This window comes from Mesorhizobium sp. M1B.F.Ca.ET.045.04.1.1 (assembly GCF_003952465.1).
GTDB lineage: Bacteria > Pseudomonadota > Alphaproteobacteria > Rhizobiales > Rhizobiaceae > Mesorhizobium > Mesorhizobium shonense.
This window is the reverse complement of sequence record NZ_CP034448.1, coordinates 7,464,562-7,489,931: the sequence shown is the minus strand read 5'-3', so window position 1 is coordinate 7,489,931 and position 25,370 is coordinate 7,464,562. Positions and strand designations below refer to the sequence as shown.

Sequence of the window (25,370 nt, the reverse complement as noted above, 5' to 3'; positions counted from 1 at the left end):
CGGACTGCGTTTCGACAGCTCTTGCTCTCCTGCGGTGTGCTCGCCGTCTCATCCTTCGCGCATTCTCGTGTCTCTTCCCTCCGGTCCGAGATACATCGCATGCACTCAGGAAGACGCCTCTAGCCTATCCTGCCATCTTTTGGACCACGCGATACGACCACCGTGCTGATCCTGCGCCCCGGATCACATTCAATGTGATCGCTCTTGCTGCGTCGAGACTTGCAACAGCATCGGGAGCTTGGGCACGTTATCCGTATCGCGTGGTCCAAAAGATGGCAGGATAGGCTAGAGGTATACCCCTAGCCGTTTCGCCCGAGGGGCGATCGCCGCTTCGCTCAACGTAGGGTAGTGGTGAAAGGTCTTTTGCCCCCCGGCAGATGGGGCCTCCGGCCTCTCCGCGTCGCTCGCTCGCGCTTCGCTATGTGGAAAGCTCCGCGCCAGCGCCCGTCGAGCGCCAGCGGCTTCTTGCACAGCGCATGCTTGCCAGCTTCACCCCCAGAAGGGCGCAACTCACGCTGCAAACTTCAAAATTGGGCAAGGTCAAGATAGACGTTTGGGCGCTTCGCACGCGACATCAATGGCGGAAGCTGGGCACCGGTTCTGCGTTAATACGCGGATGAGCGAATCGGCGACTAGGTAGATCAAAAAGTCACCGAAACGCACAAATGATGACGAAACACTGAAACCCCGAATTTAGGCGCAAAGGCGACTGAGCGAACTCCGATTTCAGCGAATGAGTGTTTTGGGAATTGCTTGGTTGGCCGAATAACCTATTATATAAATAGGCAAATGGGTGGGCCGCTCGATCGTTTTGACCGAAGGAACCAAATCATGGCTGCCAAACCGCTCTCTCTCGCAATATCAACTTTCAAGGGCGGCGCCGGGAAATCCACTCTTAACGTCAATCTCGCAGCGGAATTTGCGCAACAGGGCCATAAGACGCTCATCATAGACTGCGACGAACAGGAATCGTCGACCCGCTGGTACGAGGTATCGAAGGCGAGGGGACTTCTTCCCGCGGATGGAAGCTTGCTGCATCTCCGGATCAGTCCAGACGATTCCTTTCGAGAGAGCCTAGACAAGGCTCCGGATGCCGACATCCGCATCTATGATGTAGGGGGCTACATTCATAAGCGGGCAGTCCAGGTCTATCAGGAGTGCGATGCCATCCTGATCCCAATCGTCGCTGAGCCGACGGCCGCGACATCGGCCATCAAGGTTGCAGCGATCCTGCAAGAAATTTCGAAACAGCGTGGGACCCCAATTCCTTATGCCGCCTTCTGGAATAACATCGACATGATCGCCCTGCGGCACAATCGATCATTGCCCGAGGTTCACGCGATTCTGACCAAGGGCAAAATTCCTATCGTCGACACACTTGTGAAGAAGAGCAATCACTTCAGCGATGTCGGCGCGGGCTTCGGCTCTCTCTATTCGAAGCTGCAAACGATAGAAGCCAATTCATCGCTTCGTCCATCAGCTCGCCGTCGCGCGGCCGATAGTGTCTTGGATGCGATCGACTCGATTAAAAAGCTCAACAATGAGTTTATCGGCCTGCTATCGAGAGAGGTGAAGAATGAGCAAGTCGCCTAAACAGATCACCCCTATTGCGGGCAACATCGTTAGCATCGCCCGCTCGAAGGAAGAGCAGGCCAAGGCGGTCGCCGAATCCGCTACCTCCTACATGCCGACGAATATCAATGTCGACAGGCTGATGGCCCCATCACAGCCGGAAAAGGATGCGCATACTGTCGAAACGGCAACTGTTAGGACCGAGCCAAAGAGTGCGGGCCCCCGCAAAGGACAGCGCAAACCGGATCAGGCCGAAAAGGGTGCAAACAGAGACAGCGTTCCTGCCGCCACCCGCAAGCGCGTATCGCTCTATCTTGAGGATGACGTCCTTTTTAAAATTTTCAAGGTGTCGATGGAGAGGCACGAACAGTTGTCATCCGCTACGCATAGGCTCATCCTCGAGGCGCTTGAGGCCAGGGGGCTTTAAGCCGATGCGGGAACCAGCCGTCATGTTTCGGCTCCCTGGGCACGTGTTGGCGAACGTCGAGACATTGGCGAGCCGACTGAATCTGTCCGTCAACCTCATTGCAAAACTGATCGTGATCAGGGAGATCATGAATATCCCGGCCATGCTTGAGGAGCATGACAAGCAATTGGCTAATATGCACCACTTCCTTCGTGAAATGGCTTTTCACAATGATGACTTTCTGAATGAGAACGAAGAACGCCGCGATGAAGCTGCCGAGGCCGTAATGGCGAAACTTAAGGAAGTCATGCATGCAATTGACTCTATTCGTGATGCCGCTTTTGTGAGACCATCGACCTATATCGAGGATTTAATTCGGCAGCACGATGAACGACCTGTCCAAGAGTCGCTCGGGGTCTAAACCGGAAGGGCGGCGGCTACCGACATATTTCGATCTGATCAATGACGAGTTCCGACGTCGCGGTGGCGGAGGAGGGGGTAATGCGCGCCGCGCTCCGAAAACTCGCAAAGCCCCAAACGTGCAAAGCGGGGCCGCAACAGCCTTCAGCCGGGCATCCGGCAACAATGCCGTCGTCGTCAAAGTCCTGTCCTACGGGGCAGGCGCAGGCTCTGCGCGGAACGTGCTTGCCTATCAGAGCAAGGAAGAACACGCGCACGATCAGGACGGTCGGGAGGTGGCTGACCTCAACAAAGCTGTCAGGGAGTGGGAGCGGGAGTTCGCGAACCGGAAAGGCAGCAAGGATATCGTCCGCCTCAGCTACGAGCTCGAGAATACCGATCGGGGACGTATCGCGCGAGCGTTGCAATCGCTCGCAGCGAAAGGAATTCGCGCAGCTGGCGACACTGATCGAACCTATGCCTTCAGTGTCAGTACCGGTGTCAACGGCCAGACCCGCCTCCACCTGGCAATAGTCATCGCTCATGAAAAGAAGAGTCGAGCGGACCGGAGCAGCGACAATCGAGTACCGGCCGCACTCGATGACATTTACGCGATCGACGCCCGAGTGGACGGCGCCTTGCGCGAGGAAGGCATCAACCCAATTTCCCGTTATCCTATCGAATTCGTGTCCGGCCCAAAGGGTCTTACTGCGACTTTGCACGCTATGCAGCGTGACGGCGCAGAAGTCACACTCTCGACAAAATCCCATATCCGGCAACGTCCCGGAAGGAGCGGGCTCTATGAGCGGTTCGACGAGCGGCGCGAAATCACGACCAAAGATCACAAGGAGATCACGACCGAGGGCAAAACGGTCGCTGCACTCATGCAAACGCGCCAGCCTCGTGATTTCATGCACCTGTTGTTATCTGGTCCCGCCAATGTCGATCGGGACCAATTCATCCTGGCTGGCCGGGATTTCCTGAAGGAGCAGTTCGCCGGTCACCGCTATGCCTATGCCGTCCATAACCGGCACGACATGGAAAAACATCCGCACCTCCATGTTATCGTCTCCTTACGCAATGCAGGCGGAAAGACGCTGAACCCAAACATTCGCGACTTTACGGAGTGGCGGCTGCGTTTCGCTGACAAGGCTCGCGAACGCGGCATTGCGATCGACAGACAAAAACGCGTTGAGAGGGCAGGGCCACCTCCCGTAAAGAGATGGGAATGGGAAATGTTCCGTCGCATGGGAGCGACAGCGCCGACCAATGTTATCGACAAAGTGATGTCGAAAGTTCGCGATAAGCCGACTGCACCGAAGCTGGAGATCGCGCGAGAAAAGTTCGACCAGACTAAAAGATCTATCGACCGTGTCATTGATATGCTGGAAGGACTTGCAAAGGACAAAACAGCACCAAGTACAGCGCGGGAGTTGAGCCACGATCTGTCCCTTGGACTTCGACGGGAGTATAACCGGCTCGAAGCTGCAATTCGCGAGGGCAGGGACCCTGCACGAGAGAAAGGCCAAGATCATATGTTGCGATCCACACCTATCAGCACCGGACAGGCTAAGGCCGCCAAGGAAGCACTGGCTCAAACGGCCATCAGCGTTGCCTCAAAAATTGCGAATCCCACCGACCGGCTAATCTTCGAGCAGGCGACCAAGGTCATTGGGAAGGTTGTGGGCCTGCAGCTCGACGCGCGGGCAGCGAAAACAAAGGATCGCAGCCAGGACAATCGGAAATCGACAACGCTCGAAACAAAGTCGGCCGCCGGGCGCGATCACGTCGCAGAGCAGGGTGCTCTCAATAAAACGTCCAACAATCGGACTATCGATGCGGCGCGCATCGCCGGCGCTAATGCCGGTCGGGATTCACTCGATAACGAACGCGAGGAACGTGGCCGCGATCGGTCCGAAGAGCAGCAGCGAGATCGTGAGATTCCAAAGACCTTCAAGCTGCGACCACCCCCGGAAAAAGATAGGGACAGGAGCCGTTGAGGGCGCCGGCGGAGAACGCGCGGATTGTGTGCGGGAAAGCGAGGAGCCGGGTGCACAACATCTCGGCTGTCGCGCGACGTTAGGGGGATCGGTCAGCCTCTTTAGGTCTGGCTACGGCAAGTGAGGGCAGGCAGGGGCCGGCATCATCTTCGTAGCCGCTTTCGATGCGCGCGCCTTCTTTCGGTGTAAGTTCTCCACAAACGAATGCCCGAGCGGACGATCGGCTGACCGGGCCGCGAAGCGATCTCACTTGCCTGAGCCAACAAGAGCGTTGGCGCGCAGGGAAGAGCTAACCATGCACCAGCTCCTGCAAGCCTGCACTTGCCGGTGGTTTTGTCCGAAGGTGCGGCTTTCGAAGCGAACGTTTGCCTGGTTAATTGTCTCCGCAACCACACGCTATTCGCTTTGGAATGCCGCTGTTACCGCGGCCAAGGCAGGCTCGGCTTCGGCGGTAGCAGCGGCTGATTTGAGACTATTTTGATGGGCACCAGAGGCGCGTAGCTGCCGATGCACAACGAGCGGCTGATGAGGGCGGCGTCGGCGGCCTGTCGGGATCGATGTGTCGCCGACAATCGCCGACACGTCACCTTCGATGCGCCATGGCAGGATGTCAGTGCACGTGCGCGTAGGGCCGAAGACGAAACCAATCGGCATCAGGCGCCCTCGAATTCCACTTGACGCGTGCCCCTGGCGCCAAAAAGAATATTCTGACTATCGCTTAATTTTTGGAAATGTCTTCGTCGAAACAGATGGAGAATTAAGTCAGAACGAGCATGTTCAGTGGTTTCCTCCCAAGCTTCTGGACTGTTCCCTCTGAAGGTTTGAGCCTTCTTTTCGCCGGGCCGTATTCGGGCCCGGCGATTTTCTTTTAGGAGCCGGGGGCGTGGATGACCGCCGCGAGCCCGACCGCGATCAGAGGTTGAACTTGCGGGAACCGAAAGGTCGCCCCGTCACAAACTTATGACCAAGATACACAGAGGCTCGATTTTCGGAATCCCGGAATTGGCGGCGGAACAGCGTGAGAAACGAAAACGCGGAAGGCGTTGGAATGGTTGGAAAACGATCTCATCCGGCGCCGTGAGGAGACCCTTGCCGGTACTCTTGATACGCGAAAGGCCTTGGCGATGGCCTTGTTGATGTCGTCAGGGTTCCAGCGTTCCGGCTCGAATTTTCGGCCGGCCGAGCGATGCATGGCTTTGTGTTCCTCGTGGTCGGCGTCGAGCCAGGCTTCGGGGAACTCGGCGTGTCCTGAAGGTCCACCGACATCCTCAGGGGGCCCCGACCGAGCAGCGGCGATGCAGCGGGGATTGACCCTTCCTCGCGCGGGACACGCTCCAGGCGGAGCAGATGACGCCAACAATCGCCAAAATCGTACTCGTAGAGGATCGTGACTGGGCTCTCACCGGGATCGTAGGGGAAGACGAAGTCGAGCATTCGGACTTCGGTGGCCTCGAAAGTCCGGTTGTCGAAGAGGCCGTCTTCGTCGAAACTCCGGTGCGCCGTAGATGATGCCGCCTATGTTGAACCGGTGCAGATGGCTGTCGGTTCAGCCAAAGGCGGCCTGGAGCACCTCGTGGAGCTGCGCGAGGTCGAGCGACATTGGCAGTTCAAGGGTGCGACTGACCTTGGGCTCGATCCCGACAAAGGCCTCTGCGCGCACGATGAAGCTGTCGGGGCTGAAGGGATCAAGCATGCGATCGATATGCCGAGAGATTGACATGGTCAACGGGGTGTTGGCGACAAAAGCCTTTACGCATCGGCCATCGTAGATGACGCCCGTGCAGGGATTGATGCCGTCCAGACCGCAGCGGCCTGTAGCACCCGGTACGAGACTTTTTTGCGCGGACCCGCAGGTGTCACGTGCCGGACTTTGCACCAGAGTCAATTGAAGACGGGCGACAATTTAGGGCAATAAGGTGACGTTCGCAGACAAGAAACGGCGCCTGTCTAACCATAAATTCAAGCTCGCGCGTGTTTGCCGGAAGCCGCCTAATGACGCGAGTAACCATGAGACGTGTGGAAAAGGCTCGGCCTTTCGTGCCGACCGAAATCCATATCGGCACGGTCACGGACGAGAAGGGCACCCTCGGCATTCTCTCGATCCAGACGACTGAAGGTCTCCTCGATATCGCGCTGGACCGGCAAGCCGCCGACACCATCATGAAGGCGATCGGGAAGATCCGGACAAAACTGGGAACCATTGAAAGCTAAAAATATGCCCGGCCGGAAGCCGGGCTGAGACGTTTGGGGACACCCGACGATATCCCATCGCGGGGCGATCTAATTTGCGACATCATGATGACGGCCGGATGCGGGCCATACTTGCCTGTCGCCAAGCATCAAGCGTAGCCGTCGTCCAAGCAGCCTAAGACCGTTAATGCCTCTGCAGCCGAATAGAAGATCGCAATCTTGCTACGCAACCATTGTCAATGCGCTCAAGGCGGTAGGCGTCGCGCCGCGGACGCGAGAGGGCGGGAGAGCCCGCGACGCCTGTTCTCCTACTTGATTTCCCTGCAGCGATTTTGATTGTCTACAAGCCGGCCATCGGCGGCGATCGCCCTTTTGGCCTCCCCTCTGCCATCTGCCTACCAGTAGCGGATCAAGAACGAGATCAGATCGTTGGTACAGCTTCATAAATCCGTTGCGACGGTCGTACATGAAGGACGTGGCTTTGTTTTGATGCCGCTCCTGGAAAAGGATGGAAAAAAATGTCCAAGATCCCCGGCAAGACTGAAACGATCGAAAACGCGGAATCCGCTACCTTCGAGCCGTCCAAGGCTCCCGAGCAGGTTCGCGCCCTCGCCGAACAGGGCGTCGAGCAGGCGAAGGAAGCTTTTTCCAAATTGCAATCGGATGCCGAAACCACTCAAAAGGCTTTTGTGTCGTCCTTTGAAGTGGCCAAGACAACTCGCAACGAGGTGTCCCTGAAGACGATTGCCGCTCTGCGAGCCAATGCGGAAGCCGGCTTCAAGCACCTCGAAGCACTGGTTGCGGTGAAGTCGCCCTCCGAGTTCATCGAGCTGCAGGCTGCTTTCGTGAACAAACAGATTGACGCTTCCATCGAGCAGGCCAAGACCCTGCAGGCGGAGATGTTGAGAGCAAGCGAGGACGTATCCAGGCCAATCAAGGATGCCTGGGAGAAGGCCCTGAATGGATTCAAGGCCGCTTGATTGCTCAGCCAATCCGAGACCGGGGATCGGTACCCCGTCGGATCGCAACGATATGGAAAGACCGGTCCTCGCGCCGGTCTTCCTCCGTTCGGTCGGGTTTGCCTGCCCATCGCGTCGGAGTGAGATCGCCTTCACGGTTTCCAGGGCTGAAGCGCTGCCTTGACCTCAGCTCCCGCACGGCCCTAAGCGTTCGCACCAGGTTGTTTTGCCAACCGTGTCGTTGCTGGGTCAAAAAAGCACTGCGCTATCGTTTGGGCAAGGTCCGCTTCGCGCCTTGAAGCGGGCATTGGATTTGGTCTCGGCATAGCCGGCGGCACCATTCCTCCAATGTGGCTTGCGACAACATGCGATCCCGATGGGCCAGGTCGAGTTCAGCAGCTATCAGGAGATCAGAGTTGATCGTAGCTGATGTCCATGCCAGTTGCCAGGACATCCCGATGGAGCTTCGTCGCTGCTTCTGCATGTCTCAGCGCCAGAAGCGCCTTGCGTCGACAGGGGCGTCGTGTGCCTTCGCGGCGTCTTTGAGAAGCTTGGACTTGTCCTCGGTGCTGTAGAGATCCTTCGCGCCAGCCACGTCCGAAAGCTCCAGCGCCGCCAGCATATCATGGGCGGTGGCCAGATCGTTGAGACTGCCGAGCTGATCCTGCAGGATCTCCATCATCTTCATGAACCGTCGATGGCGTTTGGCTTCCGCCTTGCTGTTGTAAAGCGGCTCGAAGAACTCCGCCGCATAGCGCAGTTTCTTGGCGGCGATACGTAATTTATGGCGGGTCTCGTCATCGGCATCGACGAGATTTTTGCCGCCCTTCGCTACCTTTTTCCAAAACTTATCAAATACACCGGAGGCGAAATCCCTTGCCGGCTGATCGGCCAACGTTTCGTCCGATTGGTCGGTGCGCCAGTCCCTGATGGAGACCCATTCTGTGGCCTCGATCATGAAGGAGCGGGCTCGCACCGAGGAAAGCGATGCTTCGACCGCCGCATAGGCGTCGTCGCGCGCGTTTTGAGACGGCTAGAAAGAGCCTCACTCGAAGCCCGTCCGATCATCTCGTCGATATTGCGCGCATCGCCAAATTCCGAGGCGAGTCATTTCAATTCTTCTCGCAGGTGGTCGAAACGGCTATCATGGAACAGCGACTTGCAGATCGAGCAAAGCGAGCGCAGCCGTCGCAGCGACACGCGAGCCTGATGCAGAGCCTCGGCATCGCGGTACCAGCCCAGCACCGTTTCATTGCGACGAAACTGGCTGAGACAGGCCACCGCGATGTACGCGAAAGCCGTTGTCGCGCTCATCTCGGACGTGAGCGGGGTCGAAGCAGCTTTAACAGCACCAGGTGCCGAGCCAAGCAGATGATAGCCCCGTTCAGCTTTGCTCAGCACTCCGACATGCGTCGGTGTGATCAGGTCGACTTTCCGGGCGAGCGCGAACAGCGCTCTCGGTGAGCCCGCCTTCTTTTCAAACTCGATCTCGCAGAGCGGCGCCTCCCGATCGGCTGCGACGACCTTGCCAAGATCCAGTGCGACTTCGATCCTGGCGTCGGCATCCAACACATTCCAGGAATGCCGTTTGACATGAACCTCGAACAAGGGCGCGAGCTTTGAGCGATCCTCTGCCAGCAGATCTCGGATCTGCGGATCATCCAGTATCGGCGTGTCGCCGGCGACTGGCTGCTCCCATTCCTCGCGTGTGAACGATCCGGCCGCGGCGGCATCCCCGGCTTTGACGGTCTGTATGCGCTCATTTCCCGATTGTCGGATGCGAAGCGACAGGCCGCGCTTGGACAGATCCCATCCGGGGGTGTCGAAATAGATGGATATCTGCTGGAGAATGGTAGGCTCGGAGCCGAACGGGTTTTCTTCAGGAGCGACCGCGCACCCGATTGCGAAAGCTCGAGCTTCAGTTCCGTTTCCTGCATGACGCTCTCGGCGTCGCTTCACGGAAGCGACCCACGCGCATCGTGCGTCATAAGGCTGTCACAAACAATCGCCCGCCTTGACCTACAGGGGACGGACCTCAAGCCGGAACACGACAATGCACGAGCCGGTACCACACATCTTAGTCTTCGTTCATCCGCTCGCCGCCTTCAACGCCTTCCATTAAGAAGTCTGATATTGCCGATTGGCGAGCCGATGCAGTTTGCCGTCGTGAGGAACAGGTCGACCCGGTCACGCGGCGGTGCCGCGATGATTTGTCGGTGGCTCTGGTGGTCATGGCTGTAGCCTTTGCCGGCCTACCGGGAGTTCCGTCGTCCTGCAATTCGACTAACGAAAGGCAGGCAATTTATTGCGTGTCCAATCGAGACTCGCTCGTACAATGGCGTCGAACCATCGGGAATGCCATGAAACCTTTAGAAATCCGGATCGGCGCCGACCGCCGATCCTTAGCCATCACGTGGGACGACGGCAGTCGAGCTGGTGTCCAGGCATCACAATTGCGCAAACTCAGCCGAGCGGCCCATCAGATCCGGTCCGCCCTCGAAGGAAAGGAGCATTCCTTCGACGACGTTACAATCGTTAGTGCCGAGGCTATCGGGTCCTACGCCATGCGTCTGGTTTTTTCCGATGGTCACGACCGCGGCATCTATCCCTGGCGCTATCTGCGCGAAATCAGTCACACTCAGCGGTGAGCAGTGCAATGGACCACCTTGTCGATGGGCTAGCCGAAGTCGCTTGCGATGTTCTGGTAATTGGTGGCGGCACAGCTGGCCCGATGGCCGCGTTGAAGGCCAAGCAGCGCGGCCAGGACCTGAAGGTCATTCTGCTCGAGAAGGCAAATGTTAAGCGATCGGGCGCGATCTCGATGGGCATGGATGGGCTAAACAATGCCGTTGTGCCTGGCTACTCCACACCCGAGCAGTACACCAAGGAGATCACGATCGCCAATGACGGGATCGTCGACCAGGCGCCCGTTGTCAAATATGCTTCGCGTTGTCATGAAATCATCGAGGAACTGGATCGCTTCGGCATACGCTTCCAAAAGACCGCCAACGGCGATTTCGACCTGAAGAAGGTTCATCATCTCGGAACCTACGTCCTGCCGATGCCGAATGGCGACACGGTAAAAAAGGCACTTTATCGCCAGCTCAGACGCGAGCGGATTCTGATCTCCAATCGCTACATGGCTACCCGCCTGTTGACCGCGAAGAATGGGCGGATCGCGGGAGCGATCGCGGTAAATACACGCTCCGCCGAGTTTCTCGTGGTTCGCGCCAAGACCGTGATCTTATGCATGGGCGCGGCGGGCCGGCTCGGCTTGCCGCATTCAGGCTACCTGTTTGGAACCTATGAGAACCCCACCAATTCGGGGGACGGGTATGCAATGGCTTATCACGCAGGCGCCGCGCTTGCCAATCTCGAGTGTTACCAGATCAACCCGCTGATCAAGGATTATAATGGTCCCGCCTGCGCCTATGTTGCGGGGCCATTCGGCGCATACACTGCCAACAACGAGGGCAGGCGCTTCATCGAGAGCGACTATTGGTCGGGACAGATGATGCAGGAGTTCTATAACGAGCTCAAGTCCGGCAAGGGGCCGGTTTTCCTGAAGCTCAATCACCTGCATTCCGACACGGTCAGCGAGATCGAAACGATCTTGCACAAGGTCGAGCGTCCCTCACGCGGAAGATTTCATAAAGGGCGCGGGACCGATTACCGCAACAAGATGATCGAGATGCATATCTCTGAGATCGGCTTCTGTTCAGGCCATAGCGCATCTGGGGTGTTTGTCGATGAATATGCTCGCACGACCGTCGCCGGCCTTTACGCAGCGGGCGACATGGCCAGCGTCCCGCATAACTATATGCTCGGCGCATTCACCAATGGCGCGATAGCTGGAGAACACGCGGCCGAAATCGCGGGTGAGGTTGACCTGCCGGAATTCGACAGCGATCTGCTCGGGCGGGAGCGGGAGCGGGTGCTGGCGCCTACCCGGCGCGCCGACGGCATTCCGCCAAACCAGTTGGAATACAAGACCCGGCGCCTCGTCAACGACTATCTGCAGCCGCCAAAGGTCACTGCCAAGATGAAGATCGGGCAGGACAGGCTTGCCGAGGTGCGAGGCGATCTGGAGACCGCACTTGTCGCCCGCGACGCTCATGAGCTCATGCGTTGCCTAGAGGTCTCATCGATCCTCGATTGCGCAGAAATGGCAGCCCATGCTTCGCTCTTTCGCACCGAAAGCCGCTGGGGCCTCTATCATAATCGTGTTGATTATCCCGAGAAGGACGACGCGAACTGGTTCTGCCACACCCTGCTGCGCAAGATTGACGGCCGAATGGTTTCCGAGAAGCGAGCCGTCCAGCCCTACCTCGTCCCTATCGAGGACGAAGAGCGGACAGCCTACGATCGTCTGCGTGTTTCCAAAAATGCTTGACTAGGACAATATATGCCACTCGCGCTTTCGCCTACCAGTATCCCCGTCGTTGTCGAAGACGCAAAATGTATCGCAGAAAAGGGCTGCACCGTCTGTGTTGACGTATGCCCGCTCGACGTACTGCGCATCAGCGATTTGACTGGCAAAGCCTACATGAAATTCGACGAATGCTGGTATTGCATGCCGTGCGAGACGGATTGCCCAACAGGTGCAGTCACCGTGAACATCCCCTACTTGTTGCGATGACATGAGCACCTTCGAACCCTTTGAAGAGTTCGGCGACATCGATGAAGCAGTCGAACGCCTCAATGACACAGACAGCAGAGTGCGCCAGTTGGCGGTGATTGATCTTGGCGCAACCGGGCGGCCCGAAGTGCTCCCTCATCTTCTGGCCGCGATCGACGATCCAAGTGAGGTCGTGCGATTGCAGGTTGCGCTTGCCTTTGCCGAATTTGATTCGAAAGAAGCGGCGAGGGGGCTCGTCAAGTTGGTAACGGACGAAAACGAGCCCGTGGCAAAGGCGGCGGCCGACGGTCTTGCCGAAATCAAGGATCCGGCAGCAGCGGAACTGATAGGGCCGTTGGTCGAACACGAGAGCGCTTTCGTCCGAGCGGCCGCCCTTCGCGGCTTGAGGGCGCTGCGATCTCCAACATCGCTCGCTCCGGCGCTTGCGGCAATGCGCGACGAGAATCCCGACGTACGAGCTCAAGCGCTTGGCGTTGTCGCCTACCTCAAACTGGAGGAGACATTGCAAGCACTCATTGGCGCGACACTTGACCCGGATGCTGGCGTCAGGGCAGTTGCTGCAAGTGCGCTTTCCTTCTCCAGCCAGCCGGCGGCCGCAGCGGCGGTCGCGGCCGCCCTTGGCGACCATAACTGGCAAGTGCGCGCGGTCGCCGCCGATTCGCTTGGCCAGCTCGGCCAAGCCTCGGTGGCCCATGTACTGACGGCGGCCTTGGACGATGAGTACTGGCAGGTCCAACTCAGATGCCTGAACGCGCTTGGCAAGCTCAAGGCCCATGCGGCAGTTCCGGCAATTTCAGAGTTGCTTCGAAGCGAGATTCCAGCAGTGCGCAAGGAGGTGGCCGCCGCGCTTGGCGAAATCGCGGCCCCCGCCTCACGCGACGCGTTGATGAATCACATCTGCGATGCCGACCCCGACGTCCGCAAGACGGTGCGCTGGGCCTTGGAACGGCTCGGCTAGAACTGTCGAAGGGCGATGGCTGGCGCCATCCTTCGACACCATGGTCACTAGCTTGTTCGGGCGCTCAATGCGAATTTGTCGCGGCGTGACCGTAACCAGCCCATCTTTCTGGAAGCGTTTCATCATCATCGTTACCCACTGACGCGTCGACCCCACCATCGCGGCAATCTGATCGTGCGTCACCTTGGCGTTTATGATCACGGCGTGCCCGTCACGCACCCCGTGGAGTTCTGCTAGATTCATAAGAAATTGGGCCAGGCGCTCGATCACTGACCGCGTCCCGAGCATCTGCGCCATCGCCGAATAGCATCTGCCCTTTGCCGCCAGCCCTTGCACAAGACAAAGAGCGAAGCCCGGAAGCTCGGCTACAAGCCGCTTGAGCGCGGAGGCGGGCAGGAAGAGGATCTCGCAGTCGCTAAGCGCCTCGCCGGACCAGATGTGAGCGCCTCCACCGGTCATTTCGGGACCGCCGATAAAATGGCCGGCTGTCCAATAGGCGAGCGTAATTTCCCGTCCCGATGGAGCGGTATAGAAGACGCGCACCTGACCGCTTTCGATTATGAAAATGCCTCCATGCCGATCGCCCTGGCTGAAGATCGCCTCACCGGTCGAGAAAGCGAGACGCCGGCCGTGACTGTTGAGCCTTGCCACTTCGTGCGGGTTCAGCGTGTCCAGAAAATGCGCGCCTTCGTCCAGCCCCTCAACGCTTTCGCTCAGGAAGAGTGCGTGGTCACCAGGGAGCAAGACCTGGCCGGGAAGTGCCGGCCGCGGCTCCTGCCTTCGATCATCGGCCTCTCTCGGAGCGTTCCTTCGCAGGGTCATGATCGATCCTCCATAAGTTGGAGGAAAGCTATATAAAATCTATAGACTTTAAAGAAAAATGATTGCGCATTTTGGCCGTGACTGGAACGATTGTCTCGGTTCTGCGACCGATGCCCCGTTGCTGAGCGGCTGAGCGATCGGTAACCCTTTGAAATATCGATCAAAAGCATGCCGGGCTTCAACATTTCGCTCTCCTCAGCGAACAGTCCGCTCGCCTGCTTGGTGGGCAAATAATTGCTTATCCCGCTAGCCAGGGCGCCTCATAAATCAGCGGGACAGCGGTCGGCTTTCGTCCACCGGGTCGCCGAACCAAATAGCCACCGGGCCACCCGGACACGATTAATGGAACAGGACCATGAACTTGCGCACACACTTCGCTGCGATCGCCCTGGCGGCTGCCGTCTTCGTTTCGGCTGCCCAAGCAGAAACCATTCGAGTGGCGATCGGCACACAGGACACGACGATCAATACTGCGACCGGCGGGCTTCTCATCCGCGAATTGAATCTTCTTGAAAAATACCTTCCGCACGACGGCAGGTACCAAGCCGCTACCTACGACATTCAGTGGAAGAATTTCACGAGCGGCGCGCCAATCACCAACGAGCAACTCGCTGGCAAGCTCGATTTTGGGGTGATGGCAGACTTTCCAGGTTCGTTGAACGGGCTTGCGCACCTCAAGGCGGGAAAAAAGAGCCTTTTCATTGCTGTGCTCTCGGGAAGCGTCAATGGCAGCGGCAACGGCATCGTCGTGCCAGCCAATTCACCCATCCAATCCCTGGCGGAGCTAAAGGGCAAGACGATCTCGGTGCCGTTTGCTTCCACTTCACACGGGATGTTATTGCGAGCTGTGAAGGCGCAAGGCTGGGATGCCGAAAACGACGTCAAGATCATTGCCCAGGCTCCCGAGGTCGCCGGCCCATCTCTCAAAGCAGATCAGATTGACGCTCATGCCGACTTCGTTCCGTTTGCAGAGCTCTTCCCGTGGCGCGGGTTTGCCCGCAAGATCTATGATGGTTCGCAGGCAAAGACGCCAACCTTTCACGGCGTCCTGGTTGATGCTTCCTACGCCGAAAAATATCCCGAGGTCGTCGTCGCCTACCTTCGGGCTGTGATCGAGGCAGACCAGCTCGTTGGCAGAGAGCCCGAAAAGTACAGCGAGTTGATCGGAAAGGTCACCGGCGTCGACGCCGAGGTGGACTATCTGTTCCACGGTCCGCTTGGGTTGCAGACCCGCGATCTAACGTGGAAGCCAGAGTATCGACAGGCCGTGGCCACCGCAATTAGGACTCTTAAGCTCCTCAAGAAGGCGGACACCTCTCTTGATGTCGACACCTTCGTCGATGATCGTTTCATTCGAGCGGCGTTCAAGGCGTCAGGCTTGGATTATGAAGCGGCGCTGAACAATTACGAGCAGCTGCCGTTAGAGGCCAACGATGCTTCAACGGGTCAGCAGATCAACGATCCCAAGCGCGTCGCCGAGATCTGGGTCGAAGGCGAACCGCGGGTCCGACATTACGCCTCGCCGGAAAATGCCTTTTTGGCACTCAAGTCAATAGAAGCCGAGGGCAAGTCGGTAAGGGTGTTCTATGCGCAGGACCGCGACAGCGGCATCAAGCTCTTAGGCAACCAGGCCTGGTTCGTGCGCTCCGATAGCGGCGTGGTCAGCGCGTTCCTTCTCAAGGAAAAAGCCGAGAGTTGGGCCAAGGCGAATGGGGGGAAGGTGCTGGATTTTGTCGGGGTCAGAGCTGCCTTGGTGGCAAGCAATCAAGGCGACCAATGATCGGCCTTCAACTCGGCCGCTGGCTACGCCGGGCGTGCTCTCTCGCCATCTGCCTCTCTTTTTGGCAGATGGCCTCCACTCTGAAATTGGACTTCGGCGTCGTTACCTTTTCGAATGTACCGCTTCCGGCAGACGTCGCGTCGGCTGGCCTTGAGTTCTTTCACTCACCGCGGCTCTTTTCTCATGTGGTCAGCAGTCTTGAACGCGTCTTCGCAGGCTATGGAGTCGCCGCTGTGGCGGGCGTCACATTGGGTCTGCTGATCGGTCGATTGCGATTTGCCGGAGACTTCCTACAGGCGCCTCTCGAGCTGTTGCGCCCGATCCCTGCTGTAGCATGGATCCCGCTGGCGGTTCTGATGTTTCCGTCTTCCGAGCTTTCAATGATCTTCATCACTTTCACGGGCGCTCTCTTTCCAATCCTGATCAACACCGTCCACGGTGTCGAAAACATCGATCCTCGGCTGATCGCATCCGCACGCAGCCTGGGCAGCACCCGCTCAGCCATGCTCCTGGAGGTGATCATCCCGGGCGCCGCACCGAGCGTTGTCACCGGACTGGTGATCGGGATGGGCACGTCCTGGTTCTGCCTGGTCACCGCGGAAATGATCTCCGGTCAGTACGGCATCGGCTACTACACCTGGGAATCCTACACGCTGCAGAACTATCCCGAGATCATCGTCGGCATGATCGTCATTGGGCTGCTTGGCATGGCGAGCAGTGCTGCGCTGAAGGCCGTGGGAGCGGCACTCCTCCCGTGGCACAGCAAGGAAGCTAAATCATGAATGTTCAGGAGCGCAAGTTCCAGGCAACGTTAGGCCGCATCGCGGCCGAACGCGTCTCATTAAAGCTGGGCCGGGGCAGCGCGGCCTTTGAGGCGGTGAGCGATGTGAGCTTCGAAATCTCGCCGGGCGAATTCGTGTGTCTTTTGGGCCCGTCGGGCTGCGGGAAGTCTACCCTTCTCGGCGCCTTGGCTGGGCATATTGCGCCGCTTTCAGGCAGGCTCTGCGTCGATGGCCTGCCCGTGCGAGGCCCGCATCCGGAGCGAGGCATCGTCTTCCAGCATCACACACTTTTCCCGTGGAAGAACGCTCGAGACAATGTTGCGTTCGGACCAAAAATGCGCGGCGTCGGGCGCGCCGCACGCAGGCGTGAAGCGGACAGGATCCTGGAGCTCGTCGGCCTCAATGGTTTTGCAGACCGCTACCCCGGCGAGCTTTCCGGCGGCATGCAACAGCGCGTGGAGATCGCCCGCGTGCTCATCAATCAGCCCAGACTACTTTTGATGGACGAACCCTTCGCAGCGCTGGATGCGCTCACCAGGCTCAGGATGCAGGAACTGCTGCTGGAGGTTTGGGACCAATTCAGAACCACGATTGTCTTCGTCACCCACGATATCGACGAAGCTGTGCTGCTTTCGGATCGCATCATCGTCATGAAGGCGCAGCCGGGCCGCATCCATGAGGAGATCATTGTGGGTTTCGACAGGCCGAGAACGGCAGAAATGATCGCGTCCATTGAGTTTCTGCGTTTGAAGCAGCATTGTCTGAAGCTGCTTCGCAGCGACAGCCAGCCGGATACTTTGGCACGGCTTTCGCCGCTGGGTTGAAGTCGACTTTTGCAAGCCCCGTCGGGCCATTATCCGAGATTAAGCCAAGGACGTCATTTCAAGGTCCCTTCAGGCCCCAAAGCGGCTTGGGACTACTTGAACGAGTTACCGAGCGAACGAAACCTTTGAACCCCTCTTCTGGGGACCAGCTTGGATGCCGAGTTACGGAAACGTAGTCTCTGCTGAGTTGCGCGACTGACGCCACTTCAGCTTGTCGGAAACGCTGCCCACGATATCATGCGATCCGTGCCAAGGATTCGTGACGATCTCGCGACCAGCGCGGATGATCCGATGATTTAATCCGCTTCATTTAAGCAGGGGAAGCAACTGTTGCCCCTGCCGCTCGATCTCTGGCAGATACGGTGTGTCGGACAGCACGAAATGACGTATCCCGAGATCCTGGTATTTGCGCAGTGAATTGGCAACGTCGGCAGCCGAACCGACCAGCCAGGTGGTGCCGGCGCCGCCGCCGCCGAATTTGCCTGGGGCGGTATAAAGGTTGTCGTCGAGCACCTCGCCACGCGCCTGCAGGTCGAGCAGCCGTTTTTGGCCAACTGCAACGGACCGATGGGGATCGCTAAAGGAGACGCCTTCGCGCCTCGCGATTTCGGCAACCTTCGCCTCGGCGTCGGTCCAAGCCTGGCCGGCGGTATCGCGGACCAGCGTGGTAACGCGTAACCCGAATTCCAGTGGGGGAAGGTCGCGATCCAACTTCTTGCTGAGGACCTTAAGGCGCTCGATCCGCTCTGCTATGTCATCGAGCGGTTCACCCCAGAAGAGCTGGACATCCGCTTCGGTGGCCGATACCCGCTCGGCCGCCGCTGACGCACCGCCGAAATAGAGTTTTGGATGCCGACGGTCACCGCGCACCTCGATGCGTGGCACGACGGTCGATTGGGTCACCTGGAAATGTTCGCCGATATAGGTGACGTTCTCCTCGGTCCAAAGTTTTCGGACAAGCCGCAAGAATTCCTTGGTACGGGCGTAACGGTGCGGCTGGTCCCCCTCGCTGTCGCCGTATGCGGCAAGGTTGTCCAGTCCCGACACGATGTTGATCCGCACGCGTCCGCCCGTCAGATGGTCAAGCGTGGCTGCTGCCGACGCAAGGTTCGCCGGCCGCCAGTAGCCCGGTCGGATAGCGATGAGCGGTTCGAAGGAGGTCGTCTGCGCTGCAAGGGCAGCGGCAAGCGTGAAAGTGTCAGGACGGCCCCAACCCGTTCCGATCAAGGCGCCCTTCCAGCCATTGTCCTCAATTGCTTTCGCATGGCCCGTCAGGGTCTGGAGGCTGTTGTGATTTTCGACGACGGCATCGCCCCGATGCCCGCCTTTGATCTCGTTGGGGATGTACCAAAGAAACTCGGATTTGCTGCTCATGCGACCTGGTCTGCAATTTTGAGTGTGAGAAGACCGCTGTGTCGTGGGCCCGGAACATCTGAAGGGAGTCGACGACGGTTCTGTGCCGCTATGACTATGTCATCCCGCTATCCGCGCTTCAGGCACGCGCTGAGCCTGAAGGACAAAGCTGTTGGGCGGACGCCGTAGCCCCAGGTTCTCCCTCAGCGTCCTGCCTTCGTAATCGTGTCGGAACAGGCCACGTTTGCGCAGAATTGGGACGACCTGATCCACGAAGTCGGTCAAGCCCGTCGGCAGTATGGGCGGCATGATGTTGAAGGCATCGGCCGCGCCGTTCTCGAACCATTCCTGCATCGAGTCGGCAATCTGTTCAGGCGTGCCTACCACTGTGCGGTGTCCACGCGCGGTGGCGACCGCGAGATAGAACTCACGCAGCGTTAAATTGTTACGCTCCACCAGATCGGAGACGAGCTTCAGGCGGCTTTTGTTGAGCTCGGTATCCTGCGGCAGGGGCGGGGCTGGATCGTCGAGCGAATAGCCGGAGAGATCGAGCCCCTGGTAATGGTGGGCGAGGATGTTCCAGGCGATGGAAGGATGAACGAGGGACTGGAGGTAGTCGTAGTTCGCCCGGGCCTCAGCCTCGGTTCCTCCCAGAACAGGAAATATGCCGGGACTGATCAGTAGCTCGTCGGGTCCGCGGCTGTAGCGCACGAGCCGTCCCTTGACATCTGAATAGAATTCTTGCGCGTCGTCGAGCGTCTGGTTGGCGGTGAATATCATCTCGGCCGTCCGGGCCGCGAGTTCACGGCCGGGCTCCGAGGCACCGGCCTGCACGATCACAGGGTAGCCCTGAACGGGCCGGCCGACATTGAGAGGGCCGGCTACCGAAAAGAACTGCCCCTTGTGATTGACATGATGCACCTTCTCGAGATCGAGGTAGACGCCGCTTTCCTTGTCGCGAATGAAGGCAGCGTCCTCGTAGGAGTCCCACAATCCCTTGACCAGATCGACGAATTCCTCGGCGCGCGCATATCGGTCAGCGTGAGCGGGATGGCCGGGGATCGAGAAGTTCGCCGAAACGTCTGCTCCGGTGGTGACGACGTTCCAGGCCGCACGTCCTTTTGAAATATAGTCGAGGGAAGCGAACTTGCGGGCGAGAAGATACGGATCCTCATAGGTTGTCGAGGCGGTGGCAACGAAGCCGATGCGGCTCGTGGCCTGCGACAGCGCCGCCCACAGTGTTATCGGCTCGAAATGCGCGTGCTGAGCAGTGCGGCGGACCGCTTCTGGATCCTTGGCGCGCTCCCACACGGCCGGACTATCGGCCACGAAAACCAGATCGAATTTGCCGCGTTCGGCGGTCTGGGCAAGCGCCCGGTAATGATCGATGTTCATGCCGGCATCGGCCTGTGCGTCCGGATGGCGCCAGGCCGCGGCGTGATGGCCTGTCGCCATGATGAACGCTCCGAGTCGCATTTGTCTCTTCTGTGTGCTCATTGGCTTACCTCCAAGACCTTCGGAAGTTTGCGGCCAGGCACGTCAACTCCCAACCGGCTGAGCAGCCGGGCTCGATACTGGGCAAAGCGTGCGTCGCCATGATCGCGCCGCGTCGGAAAATCGATCCGGAGATCCTCGATGAAGCGGCCTTCTTCGAGAACCAGTACCCGGTCCGCCAATGAAATTGCTTCGTCGACGTCATGGGTGACGAGCAGCACTGCAGGGCGGTGCCTTGCGCAGAGTTCTCGCAACAGGTCGTGCATCTTCAGGCGGGTAAGCGCATCGAGCGCCCCGAACGGTTCGTCGGCGAGAAGCAAGGCCGGTTCACGCACCAGCGAACGAGCAAGAGCAACTCTTTGCTGTTCCCCGCCGGAAAGCTCGTTCGGCCAAGCACTCTCCCGCCCCTTCAGTCCGACCTCCGCCAGGGCCCGTTTTCCACGGTCCTGCGCGGGCGTGCCCGGCAGGCCAAGCGTGACGTTCTGAATGACGGTTCGCCAAGGCAACAGGCGCGCGTCCTGGAAAACGACCGACAAGTCCTCCGGCACGCCGAGGATACCGGTTCCCTCGACCTCGCGGTCCAGGCCGGCAAGAGCCCTGAGGAACGTGCTCTTGCCGGAGCCGCTCTTGCCGAGCAGAGCGACGAACTCGCCCTCTGCGACATCAAGATCCACGCCGTCCAGGATGGTTTTTGTTCCAAACCGCCGCACAAGGCCGCGTATATGGACGGCCTGGATTCCAGGCTTCAGTTGGCCAGGGTGCGGCGCCATGACAGGACCCTCCGTTCTAGCAGGCGCACAAGACCGTCGGAAACCAGGCCCAGCAGCACATAGACCGTCAGGCCGACCAGGATGACGTCGGTCTGCCCGTAATTGCGGGCGAGGTCGATCATGTAGCCAAGCCCGCTTGTGGCGTTGATTTGTTCGACCACAACAAGCGAAACCCAGCAAAGCGTCACGGCAAACCGCAGGCCTAGGAGAAATCCAGGCAGCGCGCCGGGCAGGATGACCTCGAAGATGAAATCCTTTCGGGACATGCGCAGGGTTTCGGCCAATTCGACATAGCGGCTGTCGATGCTGCGCAGTGCGTTGTGCGTGTGGATGTAGACCGGAACGATGACGGCAAGCACGATGGTGGTGACCTTCATGCCTTCACCGATACCGAACCAAAGGATCAGGAGCGGGATCAGCGCCAAGGTCGGGATAGCGCGCTTGATCTGAACCGGGCCGTCGATCAGGGCCTCGCCAATACGGGAAAGGCCAGCGATGACCGCCAGGATCGTGCCGATGACGAGACCAATGCCGAGCCCAACGAGAGCACGTGTCGCCGATGTCGCGAAGTTATCCTGCAGGCGGCCCTGCTCGATGAGCCTTGCGAAGGCCTCAATGACCGTCCAGGGCGCGGACAGGACGCGCGGATCGATCCAGCCGAGGGCTGAGCCGATGACCCACACCAGCACAAGTATCGCTGGCCCGAGCTGCAGGCCGAAGGGTATCGCGGGGCCTGGTCCCAATCTGCGGCGCAGACGTGGACGCCCGCTCGCACGTGTCGCGTCCGCGTGCGCATAAGGAGCGATGCTATGCCTGTACGTTCGGGCCGACTTCCCTTGATCCAAATCCCAGGTCGTTGACATGATCAATATCCTTTCCGGATGGCTCATTGGCTCTTGGCCAGAGCAGCGGCGGCCAGCTTTTCGAAGCGGTTGTCAAAGATCTGTTCCACGCTGTAGGGCTCGTATCCCAACTCCTGCGCCAGGAGATTGATCGTCTCCTGATGACGCTTCTTCACCTCGGTCCAGTCGGCAGGCACGATTTGCTCGCCTTCCAAATGGACGAGATACTCGCCATCTTCGCGGCTGAGACCCTGCTGGCCGACATAGTATTCCTTGATCCAGATTTCCGGGTTTTGGTTGACCCATTCGATTGCTCTGGCCCACAGGCCGACATATTCAGCGAGCGCCGCAGCCTTCGCGGGATCATCCAGAACCCATTGCGGCGCATAGAGATGGGCTGGGTCGTCACGCAGGCCGTGCTCCAGAAGGCTTGCCCCCTCCGGTCCATATTGATTGATGTAACGGCGAATATTAACGCCGCCGAGCGGCGCGATGTCGACCTGCCTGCTTGCCAGGGCCTTCGGGTAGACATCGCTGGTGCTCGGCAGTTCGATCAGGGTGACATCGCTTTTTTGCAGGCCGGCAGCACGGAGCGCCCTCAAGACCAGCGTTCCCTGAGCCTGACCCGGGCTGAAGGCGATGCGCTTGCCGCGGAAGTCCGCAAGCGACTTGGCATTGACGCCTGGGGCAATGCCAAAGCGATAAATCGGATTGGCAATTGGATATCGGTGTTCACTGTATGCGATGTTGCGGACGGGCAGGTTGTTCCAGTTCGCGAAGATCGACGGGATTTCCGCGACCGCTCCTACATCAAGCGCCTTGGCGCGGAATGCCTCCGAAGTCTGGGGGCCTCCGCTGATATTGGCCCAATTGACCTTGAAGGTCAGTTCCTTGTCGAGCCCCGACAACTCCAAGGCTTTCTGTGTCTCCGGATCACCGATGGTCAGGACCGTTCCTGGCGGAACTTTCGAAAGAAGGGGAGCGTCGGCCTGGGCGTTCGCCGTGCCGCTGACCGCTCCAAGCGCAAGCAGACTGAACAGTGCGGCCTTCAAGGTGCTTTTGAATGTCATCGTTGTTTCCTCTTCGGGGTTCTGGCCGGGAAAACAGCTCGGGGCCGCTCTCCAGCCGTGCTCGCTCGGGCGGTGCGAGGCTCTCCTGAGCGCCTACTCGGCTGCGATCGCGGTTGGTGCGCTCGCCGCGCCTAAAAAGAGAGCCAGCTCCGCGACTGCCTGCTGTGCTCGCTGTCGGATCGGCTCGGCGGTGAGCCGATAGTCGGCGAAGTCCCGCTCGGCCGCGTAGACTGCCGTCGGCAAAGCGTGCGCCTGAAAGAAGCTGAACAGCGGCCGAAGCTGATGCTCGACGATCAGCGCATGGCGATCACCGCCGCCGGTGGCAGTGAGGACCACCGGCTTGCCCAATAGCGCGCCAGGATCGATCAGGTCGATCGCGTGCTTGAACAGCCCGGTGTAGCTGCCTTTGTAGGTTGGTGTGCCGACGACCAGGACGTCGGCTTCCATGATTTCGCGAAGGATGGCCTGCGCCTTCGGATCGAGGTCGGCAAATCGGCGCGCATTGCCAAGCGAGCTTCCAAGATTGCTAATGTCGTAGATGCTTGCCGCCAGGCTGTAGTGCTCGATGGCAAGGTTAGCCACCAACTCGACTAGCGTGCGGGAGCGGGACGGGCGGTTGAAGCTGCCGGTAAAGCCGACCAATTTGCGTTGCGTCATGTTGGACCCTCTTTAAATTAGCCGTTATCAAAATAACGAAATGGCCGGATCAGCTAATATCTACTATATTTGTAGAAATAGGTTAGAATAGGCGCGCTTTTTCTGAAACTGTCCGAGCGGGCGGAAAATCGTCCTTCCCGGATGCTGTTCTTGGGAAACGGGGGCGAGAAATCTGCCGATGCGGCGTCATGGGATTGCACACGGCAAGGCGTGTATTTACGTGGCAGCATGTCGGCGGTCTCAGCTGATAGGCAGACCGATGGAGGAACCAAATCGAATGTCAGAGTGTCGTTTGGTGCCGCAAAGCACCAAACGCGATGCTCGTTGTCTTGGACGTGCAAATCTCGACGGCTTGTCCTGACCGCGAGAGCAGTGGGTGCGGAAATTCTCGAGTAATCGATCTTAACCAGCAGGACTGAAGCCAAGATCGGCAAACAGCTTGGCGGCGATTCTTTTTGCATCCCCATCGCGGATATTGTGACGATAGCCCCTTCACTTGGAGCCCACTGGCGCGCTGTGGTTCTGGGGTTGATCCATTTCGGATCCGATCTGGCTCAGGGCGGAAATTCCCGGAGCGGCGGGGCATTGGATCAGCAGCCTCCCTAGCGTGTCACGGTAGTTCTCGTTTGAGCGCTGCCTGTTAGGAGAGCCGGCCCAGGAAGGCCGATGGGGTCGCCACGGTCGATCAAAGCCGTCCCGTCCCCCAGCACAACGGCAGCGATCCCACTGCTAGGATCAAGTGCTTGCAAGACTTGCGCCGAGGGAATGACAGGAGCAATTCATTTCTGATCATGACCCAATCGGATGATGAACGGTTCAGGAATGGTCTATTCTTCTGCTGGGGCATGCTGTGGGCCGGGCGCCGAAATGATCGGCAGCATCCGCTAGATTCGGCAATCGCGTCCGCTTGCGAGTTCGTCCATGAAACGTGAGCATGTCGTGTCGCTGTTATGGCTTGCGCTGGTCGGCCAGTCGGATGCCCACGGCTGGTACGCCGACAAGACGGACCCTGTCCTTCATTACAAGTGTTGTGGCAACGAAGAGTGCCATCCGCTTGTTCCGGACGACGTCCGGCCGGCTCAGGACGGCGGCTACTTCGTCAAGCAGCCAGCGCCGGTGACCGGTACCACATCTGCGAGCCTTTGGTCCCGACCAATCGAGTCGGTAGGCTCAAGCGCAGATGGACCTGCTTCTTCGCGCCGATGAGCACAAGCTCCGTGAGGCGAATCGAGCAAGCTCAGGGAGGGCAGGAGCTGACGGATCGGCAGCGAGCATCTGTATGGCATATTAGCAAGACTTAAAATGATATAGGATGCTGCTCACGACCATTCGGACGAATGTCACTCCACTTGGGGGAACTGGTAACCAGGATCGGGAACACAGGAGGATGAAATGACCTTCAAGCATTGTCTGCTGGCCCTCGCTTTCACGTCGCTTTGTATTGGGTCTGCCCAGGCCCAGTCTGCGAAAGAAGCCATCGCAGCCGCTAATGCCGAGTTCGTGAAGGCATACAACAGCAAGGATGCGGCCGGGGTCGCGTCGAAGTACGCGGATGATGCGGCCGCTTTCCCACCGGACATGGCGCGGGTCGACGGCCGCCAGAATATCCAGAAGCTGTGGCAGGGGGAGATGGATATGGGAATATCGGAGCTCAGGCTCACAACGCTTGAGGTTCAGGAAAGCGGGGATTTTGCGTTCGAGTCCGGGAGTTTCTCCCTCAAGGCGCCGGGCAAGGATTCGAAGCTGGTGGATGCCGCCGGGAAGTATGTCGTGGTCTGGAAGAAGGATCAGAACGGCGGCTGGAAGCTCTACCGGGACATATGGAACTCCGATCCGGGGAAATGAAGGCAACT

Annotated in this window: 23 protein-coding genes and 1 pseudogene; 14 read left to right on the top strand and 10 right to left on the bottom strand. The window is 58.8% G+C overall.

Features of this window, described 5'->3' with window-relative positions; translation table 11 throughout:
* Positions 1 to 831: 831 nt before the first annotated feature.
* Genes EJ071_RS36805 through EJ071_RS36790 form a run of 4 tightly spaced genes read left to right on the top strand, consistent with a single transcriptional unit; the run spans position 832 to position 4,377 of the window.
* The gene (locus EJ071_RS36805; RefSeq protein WP_126102215.1) at positions 832 to 1,593 is read left to right on the top strand and encodes a ParA family protein; all 762 of its coding nucleotides are present in this window, start codon (positions 832 to 834) and stop codon (positions 1,591 to 1,593) included.
* Positions 1,577 to 1,999, top strand: coding sequence for a hypothetical protein (locus tag EJ071_RS36800; protein WP_126102214.1), 423 nt, complete (start codon positions 1,577 to 1,579; stop codon positions 1,997 to 1,999). Before EJ071_RS36805 ends, EJ071_RS36800 begins: the two co-directional genes overlap by 17 nt.
* Before the next feature lie 4 nt (positions 2,000 to 2,003).
* Positions 2,004 to 2,399 carry a hypothetical protein gene (locus tag EJ071_RS36795; RefSeq protein WP_126102213.1) on the top strand — a complete coding sequence of 132 codons (396 nt, stop codon included), beginning with the start codon at positions 2,004 to 2,006 and terminating at the stop codon, positions 2,397 to 2,399.
* Positions 2,365 to 4,377: a hypothetical protein gene (locus EJ071_RS36790; RefSeq protein WP_126102212.1), complete on the top strand. Its 2,013-nt coding sequence runs from the start codon at positions 2,365 to 2,367 to the stop codon at positions 4,375 to 4,377. Before EJ071_RS36795 ends, EJ071_RS36790 begins: the two co-directional genes overlap by 35 nt.
* A gap of 1,099 nt (positions 4,378 to 5,476) precedes the next feature.
* On the opposite strand, the pseudogene EJ071_RS36785 reads toward EJ071_RS36790, so the two are convergent.
* A pseudogene (locus EJ071_RS36785) lies at positions 5,477 to 6,097 on the bottom strand (plasmid pRiA4b ORF-3 family protein); the annotation flags it as partial.
* A gap of 287 nt (positions 6,098 to 6,384) precedes the next feature.
* Between EJ071_RS36785 and EJ071_RS36780 the strand changes: the two are divergent.
* Positions 6,385 to 6,588: a hypothetical protein gene (locus tag EJ071_RS36780; protein WP_126102211.1), complete on the top strand. Its 204-nt coding sequence runs from the start codon at positions 6,385 to 6,387 to the stop codon at positions 6,586 to 6,588.
* Positions 6,589 to 7,085: 497 nt separating this feature from the next.
* A complete protein-coding gene (locus EJ071_RS36775) occupies positions 7,086 to 7,547 on the top strand; it encodes a phasin (RefSeq protein WP_126102210.1) in 462 nt (153 codons plus the stop codon).
* 466 nt (positions 7,548 to 8,013) lie between these two features.
* On the opposite strand, the gene EJ071_RS40165 is transcribed toward EJ071_RS36775, so the two are convergent.
* Both EJ071_RS40165 and EJ071_RS40160 read right to left on the bottom strand, forming a co-directional pair.
* Positions 8,014 to 8,502 (bottom strand): CHAD domain-containing protein, encoded by a 489-nt coding sequence (locus EJ071_RS40165; RefSeq protein ID WP_281058889.1) that lies wholly within the window; start codon positions 8,500 to 8,502, stop codon positions 8,014 to 8,016.
* Between the two features lie 131 nt (positions 8,503 to 8,633).
* Complete coding sequence (locus EJ071_RS40160) at positions 8,634 to 9,485, bottom strand: CYTH domain-containing protein (RefSeq protein ID WP_281058888.1); 852 nt, start codon at positions 9,483 to 9,485, stop codon at positions 8,634 to 8,636.
* 401 nt (positions 9,486 to 9,886) lie between these two features.
* Between EJ071_RS40160 and EJ071_RS36765 the strand changes: the two genes are divergently transcribed.
* Genes EJ071_RS36765 through EJ071_RS36750 form a run of 4 tightly spaced genes read left to right on the top strand, consistent with a single transcriptional unit; the run spans position 9,887 to position 13,123 of the window.
* On the top strand, positions 9,887 to 10,174 hold the full coding sequence (locus EJ071_RS36765) for a gamma-butyrobetaine hydroxylase-like domain-containing protein (protein WP_126102209.1): 288 nt from the start codon (positions 9,887 to 9,889) through the stop codon (positions 10,172 to 10,174).
* A gap of 8 nt (positions 10,175 to 10,182) precedes the next feature.
* On the top strand, positions 10,183 to 11,919 hold the full coding sequence (locus tag EJ071_RS36760) for a fumarate reductase/succinate dehydrogenase flavoprotein subunit (protein ID WP_126102208.1): 1,737 nt from the start codon (positions 10,183 to 10,185) through the stop codon (positions 11,917 to 11,919).
* Between the two features lie 12 nt (positions 11,920 to 11,931).
* On the top strand, positions 11,932 to 12,165 hold the full coding sequence (locus EJ071_RS36755) for a ferredoxin family protein (RefSeq protein WP_126102207.1): 234 nt from the start codon (positions 11,932 to 11,934) through the stop codon (positions 12,163 to 12,165).
* A 1-nt stretch (position 12,166) separates the two neighbouring features.
* On the top strand, positions 12,167 to 13,123 hold the full coding sequence (locus EJ071_RS36750) for a HEAT repeat domain-containing protein (protein ID WP_126102206.1): 957 nt from the start codon (positions 12,167 to 12,169) through the stop codon (positions 13,121 to 13,123).
* Here EJ071_RS36750 and EJ071_RS36745 read toward each other — a convergent pair.
* The gene (locus EJ071_RS36745; protein ID WP_126102878.1) at positions 13,037 to 13,939 is read right to left on the bottom strand and encodes a Crp/Fnr family transcriptional regulator; all 903 of its coding nucleotides are present in this window, start codon (positions 13,937 to 13,939) and stop codon (positions 13,037 to 13,039) included. The genes EJ071_RS36750 and EJ071_RS36745 overlap by 87 nt on opposite strands.
* Before the next feature lie 361 nt (positions 13,940 to 14,300).
* On the opposite strand from EJ071_RS36745, the gene EJ071_RS36740 reads away from it, so the two are divergent.
* From EJ071_RS36740 to EJ071_RS36730, 3 genes are read left to right on the top strand one after another with little or no spacing between them, the layout of a single operon-like run.
* On the top strand, positions 14,301 to 15,725 hold the full coding sequence (locus tag EJ071_RS36740; protein ID WP_126102205.1) for an ABC transporter substrate-binding protein: 1,425 nt from the start codon (positions 14,301 to 14,303) through the stop codon (positions 15,723 to 15,725).
* Positions 15,722 to 16,507 (top strand): ABC transporter permease, encoded by a 786-nt coding sequence (locus tag EJ071_RS36735; RefSeq protein ID WP_126102204.1) that lies wholly within the window; start codon positions 15,722 to 15,724, stop codon positions 16,505 to 16,507. Before EJ071_RS36740 ends, EJ071_RS36735 begins: the two co-directional genes overlap by 4 nt.
* The gene (locus EJ071_RS36730) at positions 16,504 to 17,331 is read left to right on the top strand and encodes an ABC transporter ATP-binding protein (RefSeq protein WP_126102203.1); all 828 of its coding nucleotides are present in this window, start codon (positions 16,504 to 16,506) and stop codon (positions 17,329 to 17,331) included. The genes EJ071_RS36735 and EJ071_RS36730 overlap by 4 nt, the downstream gene beginning before the upstream one ends.
* Positions 17,332 to 17,637: 306 nt before the next feature.
* On the opposite strand, the gene EJ071_RS36725 is transcribed toward EJ071_RS36730, so the two are convergent.
* The 6 genes from EJ071_RS36725 to msuE form a co-directional block, all read right to left on the bottom strand.
* Positions 17,638 to 18,705: an LLM class flavin-dependent oxidoreductase gene (locus EJ071_RS36725; protein WP_126102202.1), complete on the bottom strand. Its 1,068-nt coding sequence runs from the start codon at positions 18,703 to 18,705 to the stop codon at positions 17,638 to 17,640.
* A 99-nt stretch (positions 18,706 to 18,804) separates the two neighbouring features.
* Positions 18,805 to 20,181 (bottom strand): LLM class flavin-dependent oxidoreductase, encoded by a 1,377-nt coding sequence (locus tag EJ071_RS36720; protein WP_126102201.1) that lies wholly within the window; start codon positions 20,179 to 20,181, stop codon positions 18,805 to 18,807.
* Positions 20,178 to 20,948, bottom strand: a complete 771-nt coding sequence (locus tag EJ071_RS36715; RefSeq protein ID WP_126102200.1) for an ABC transporter ATP-binding protein — start codon at positions 20,946 to 20,948, stop codon at positions 20,178 to 20,180. Before EJ071_RS36715 ends, EJ071_RS36720 begins: the two co-directional genes overlap by 4 nt.
* On the bottom strand, positions 20,924 to 21,811 hold the full coding sequence (locus tag EJ071_RS36710; RefSeq protein ID WP_126102199.1) for an ABC transporter permease: 888 nt from the start codon (positions 21,809 to 21,811) through the stop codon (positions 20,924 to 20,926). Before EJ071_RS36710 ends, EJ071_RS36715 begins: the two co-directional genes overlap by 25 nt.
* A 23-nt stretch (positions 21,812 to 21,834) precedes the next feature.
* Positions 21,835 to 22,860 (bottom strand): ABC transporter substrate-binding protein, encoded by a 1,026-nt coding sequence (locus EJ071_RS36705; RefSeq protein WP_126102198.1) that lies wholly within the window; start codon positions 22,858 to 22,860, stop codon positions 21,835 to 21,837.
* 93 nt (positions 22,861 to 22,953) lie between these two features.
* Complete coding sequence (gene msuE, locus EJ071_RS36700; RefSeq protein WP_126102197.1) at positions 22,954 to 23,517, bottom strand: FMN reductase; 564 nt, start codon at positions 23,515 to 23,517, stop codon at positions 22,954 to 22,956.
* A 1,392-nt stretch (positions 23,518 to 24,909) separates the two neighbouring features.
* On the opposite strand from msuE, the gene EJ071_RS36695 reads away from it, so the two are divergent.
* Positions 24,910 to 25,362: a DUF4440 domain-containing protein gene (locus EJ071_RS36695; RefSeq protein ID WP_126102196.1), complete on the top strand. Its 453-nt coding sequence runs from the start codon at positions 24,910 to 24,912 to the stop codon at positions 25,360 to 25,362.
* The last annotated feature ends 8 nt before the right edge of the window (positions 25,363 to 25,370 follow it).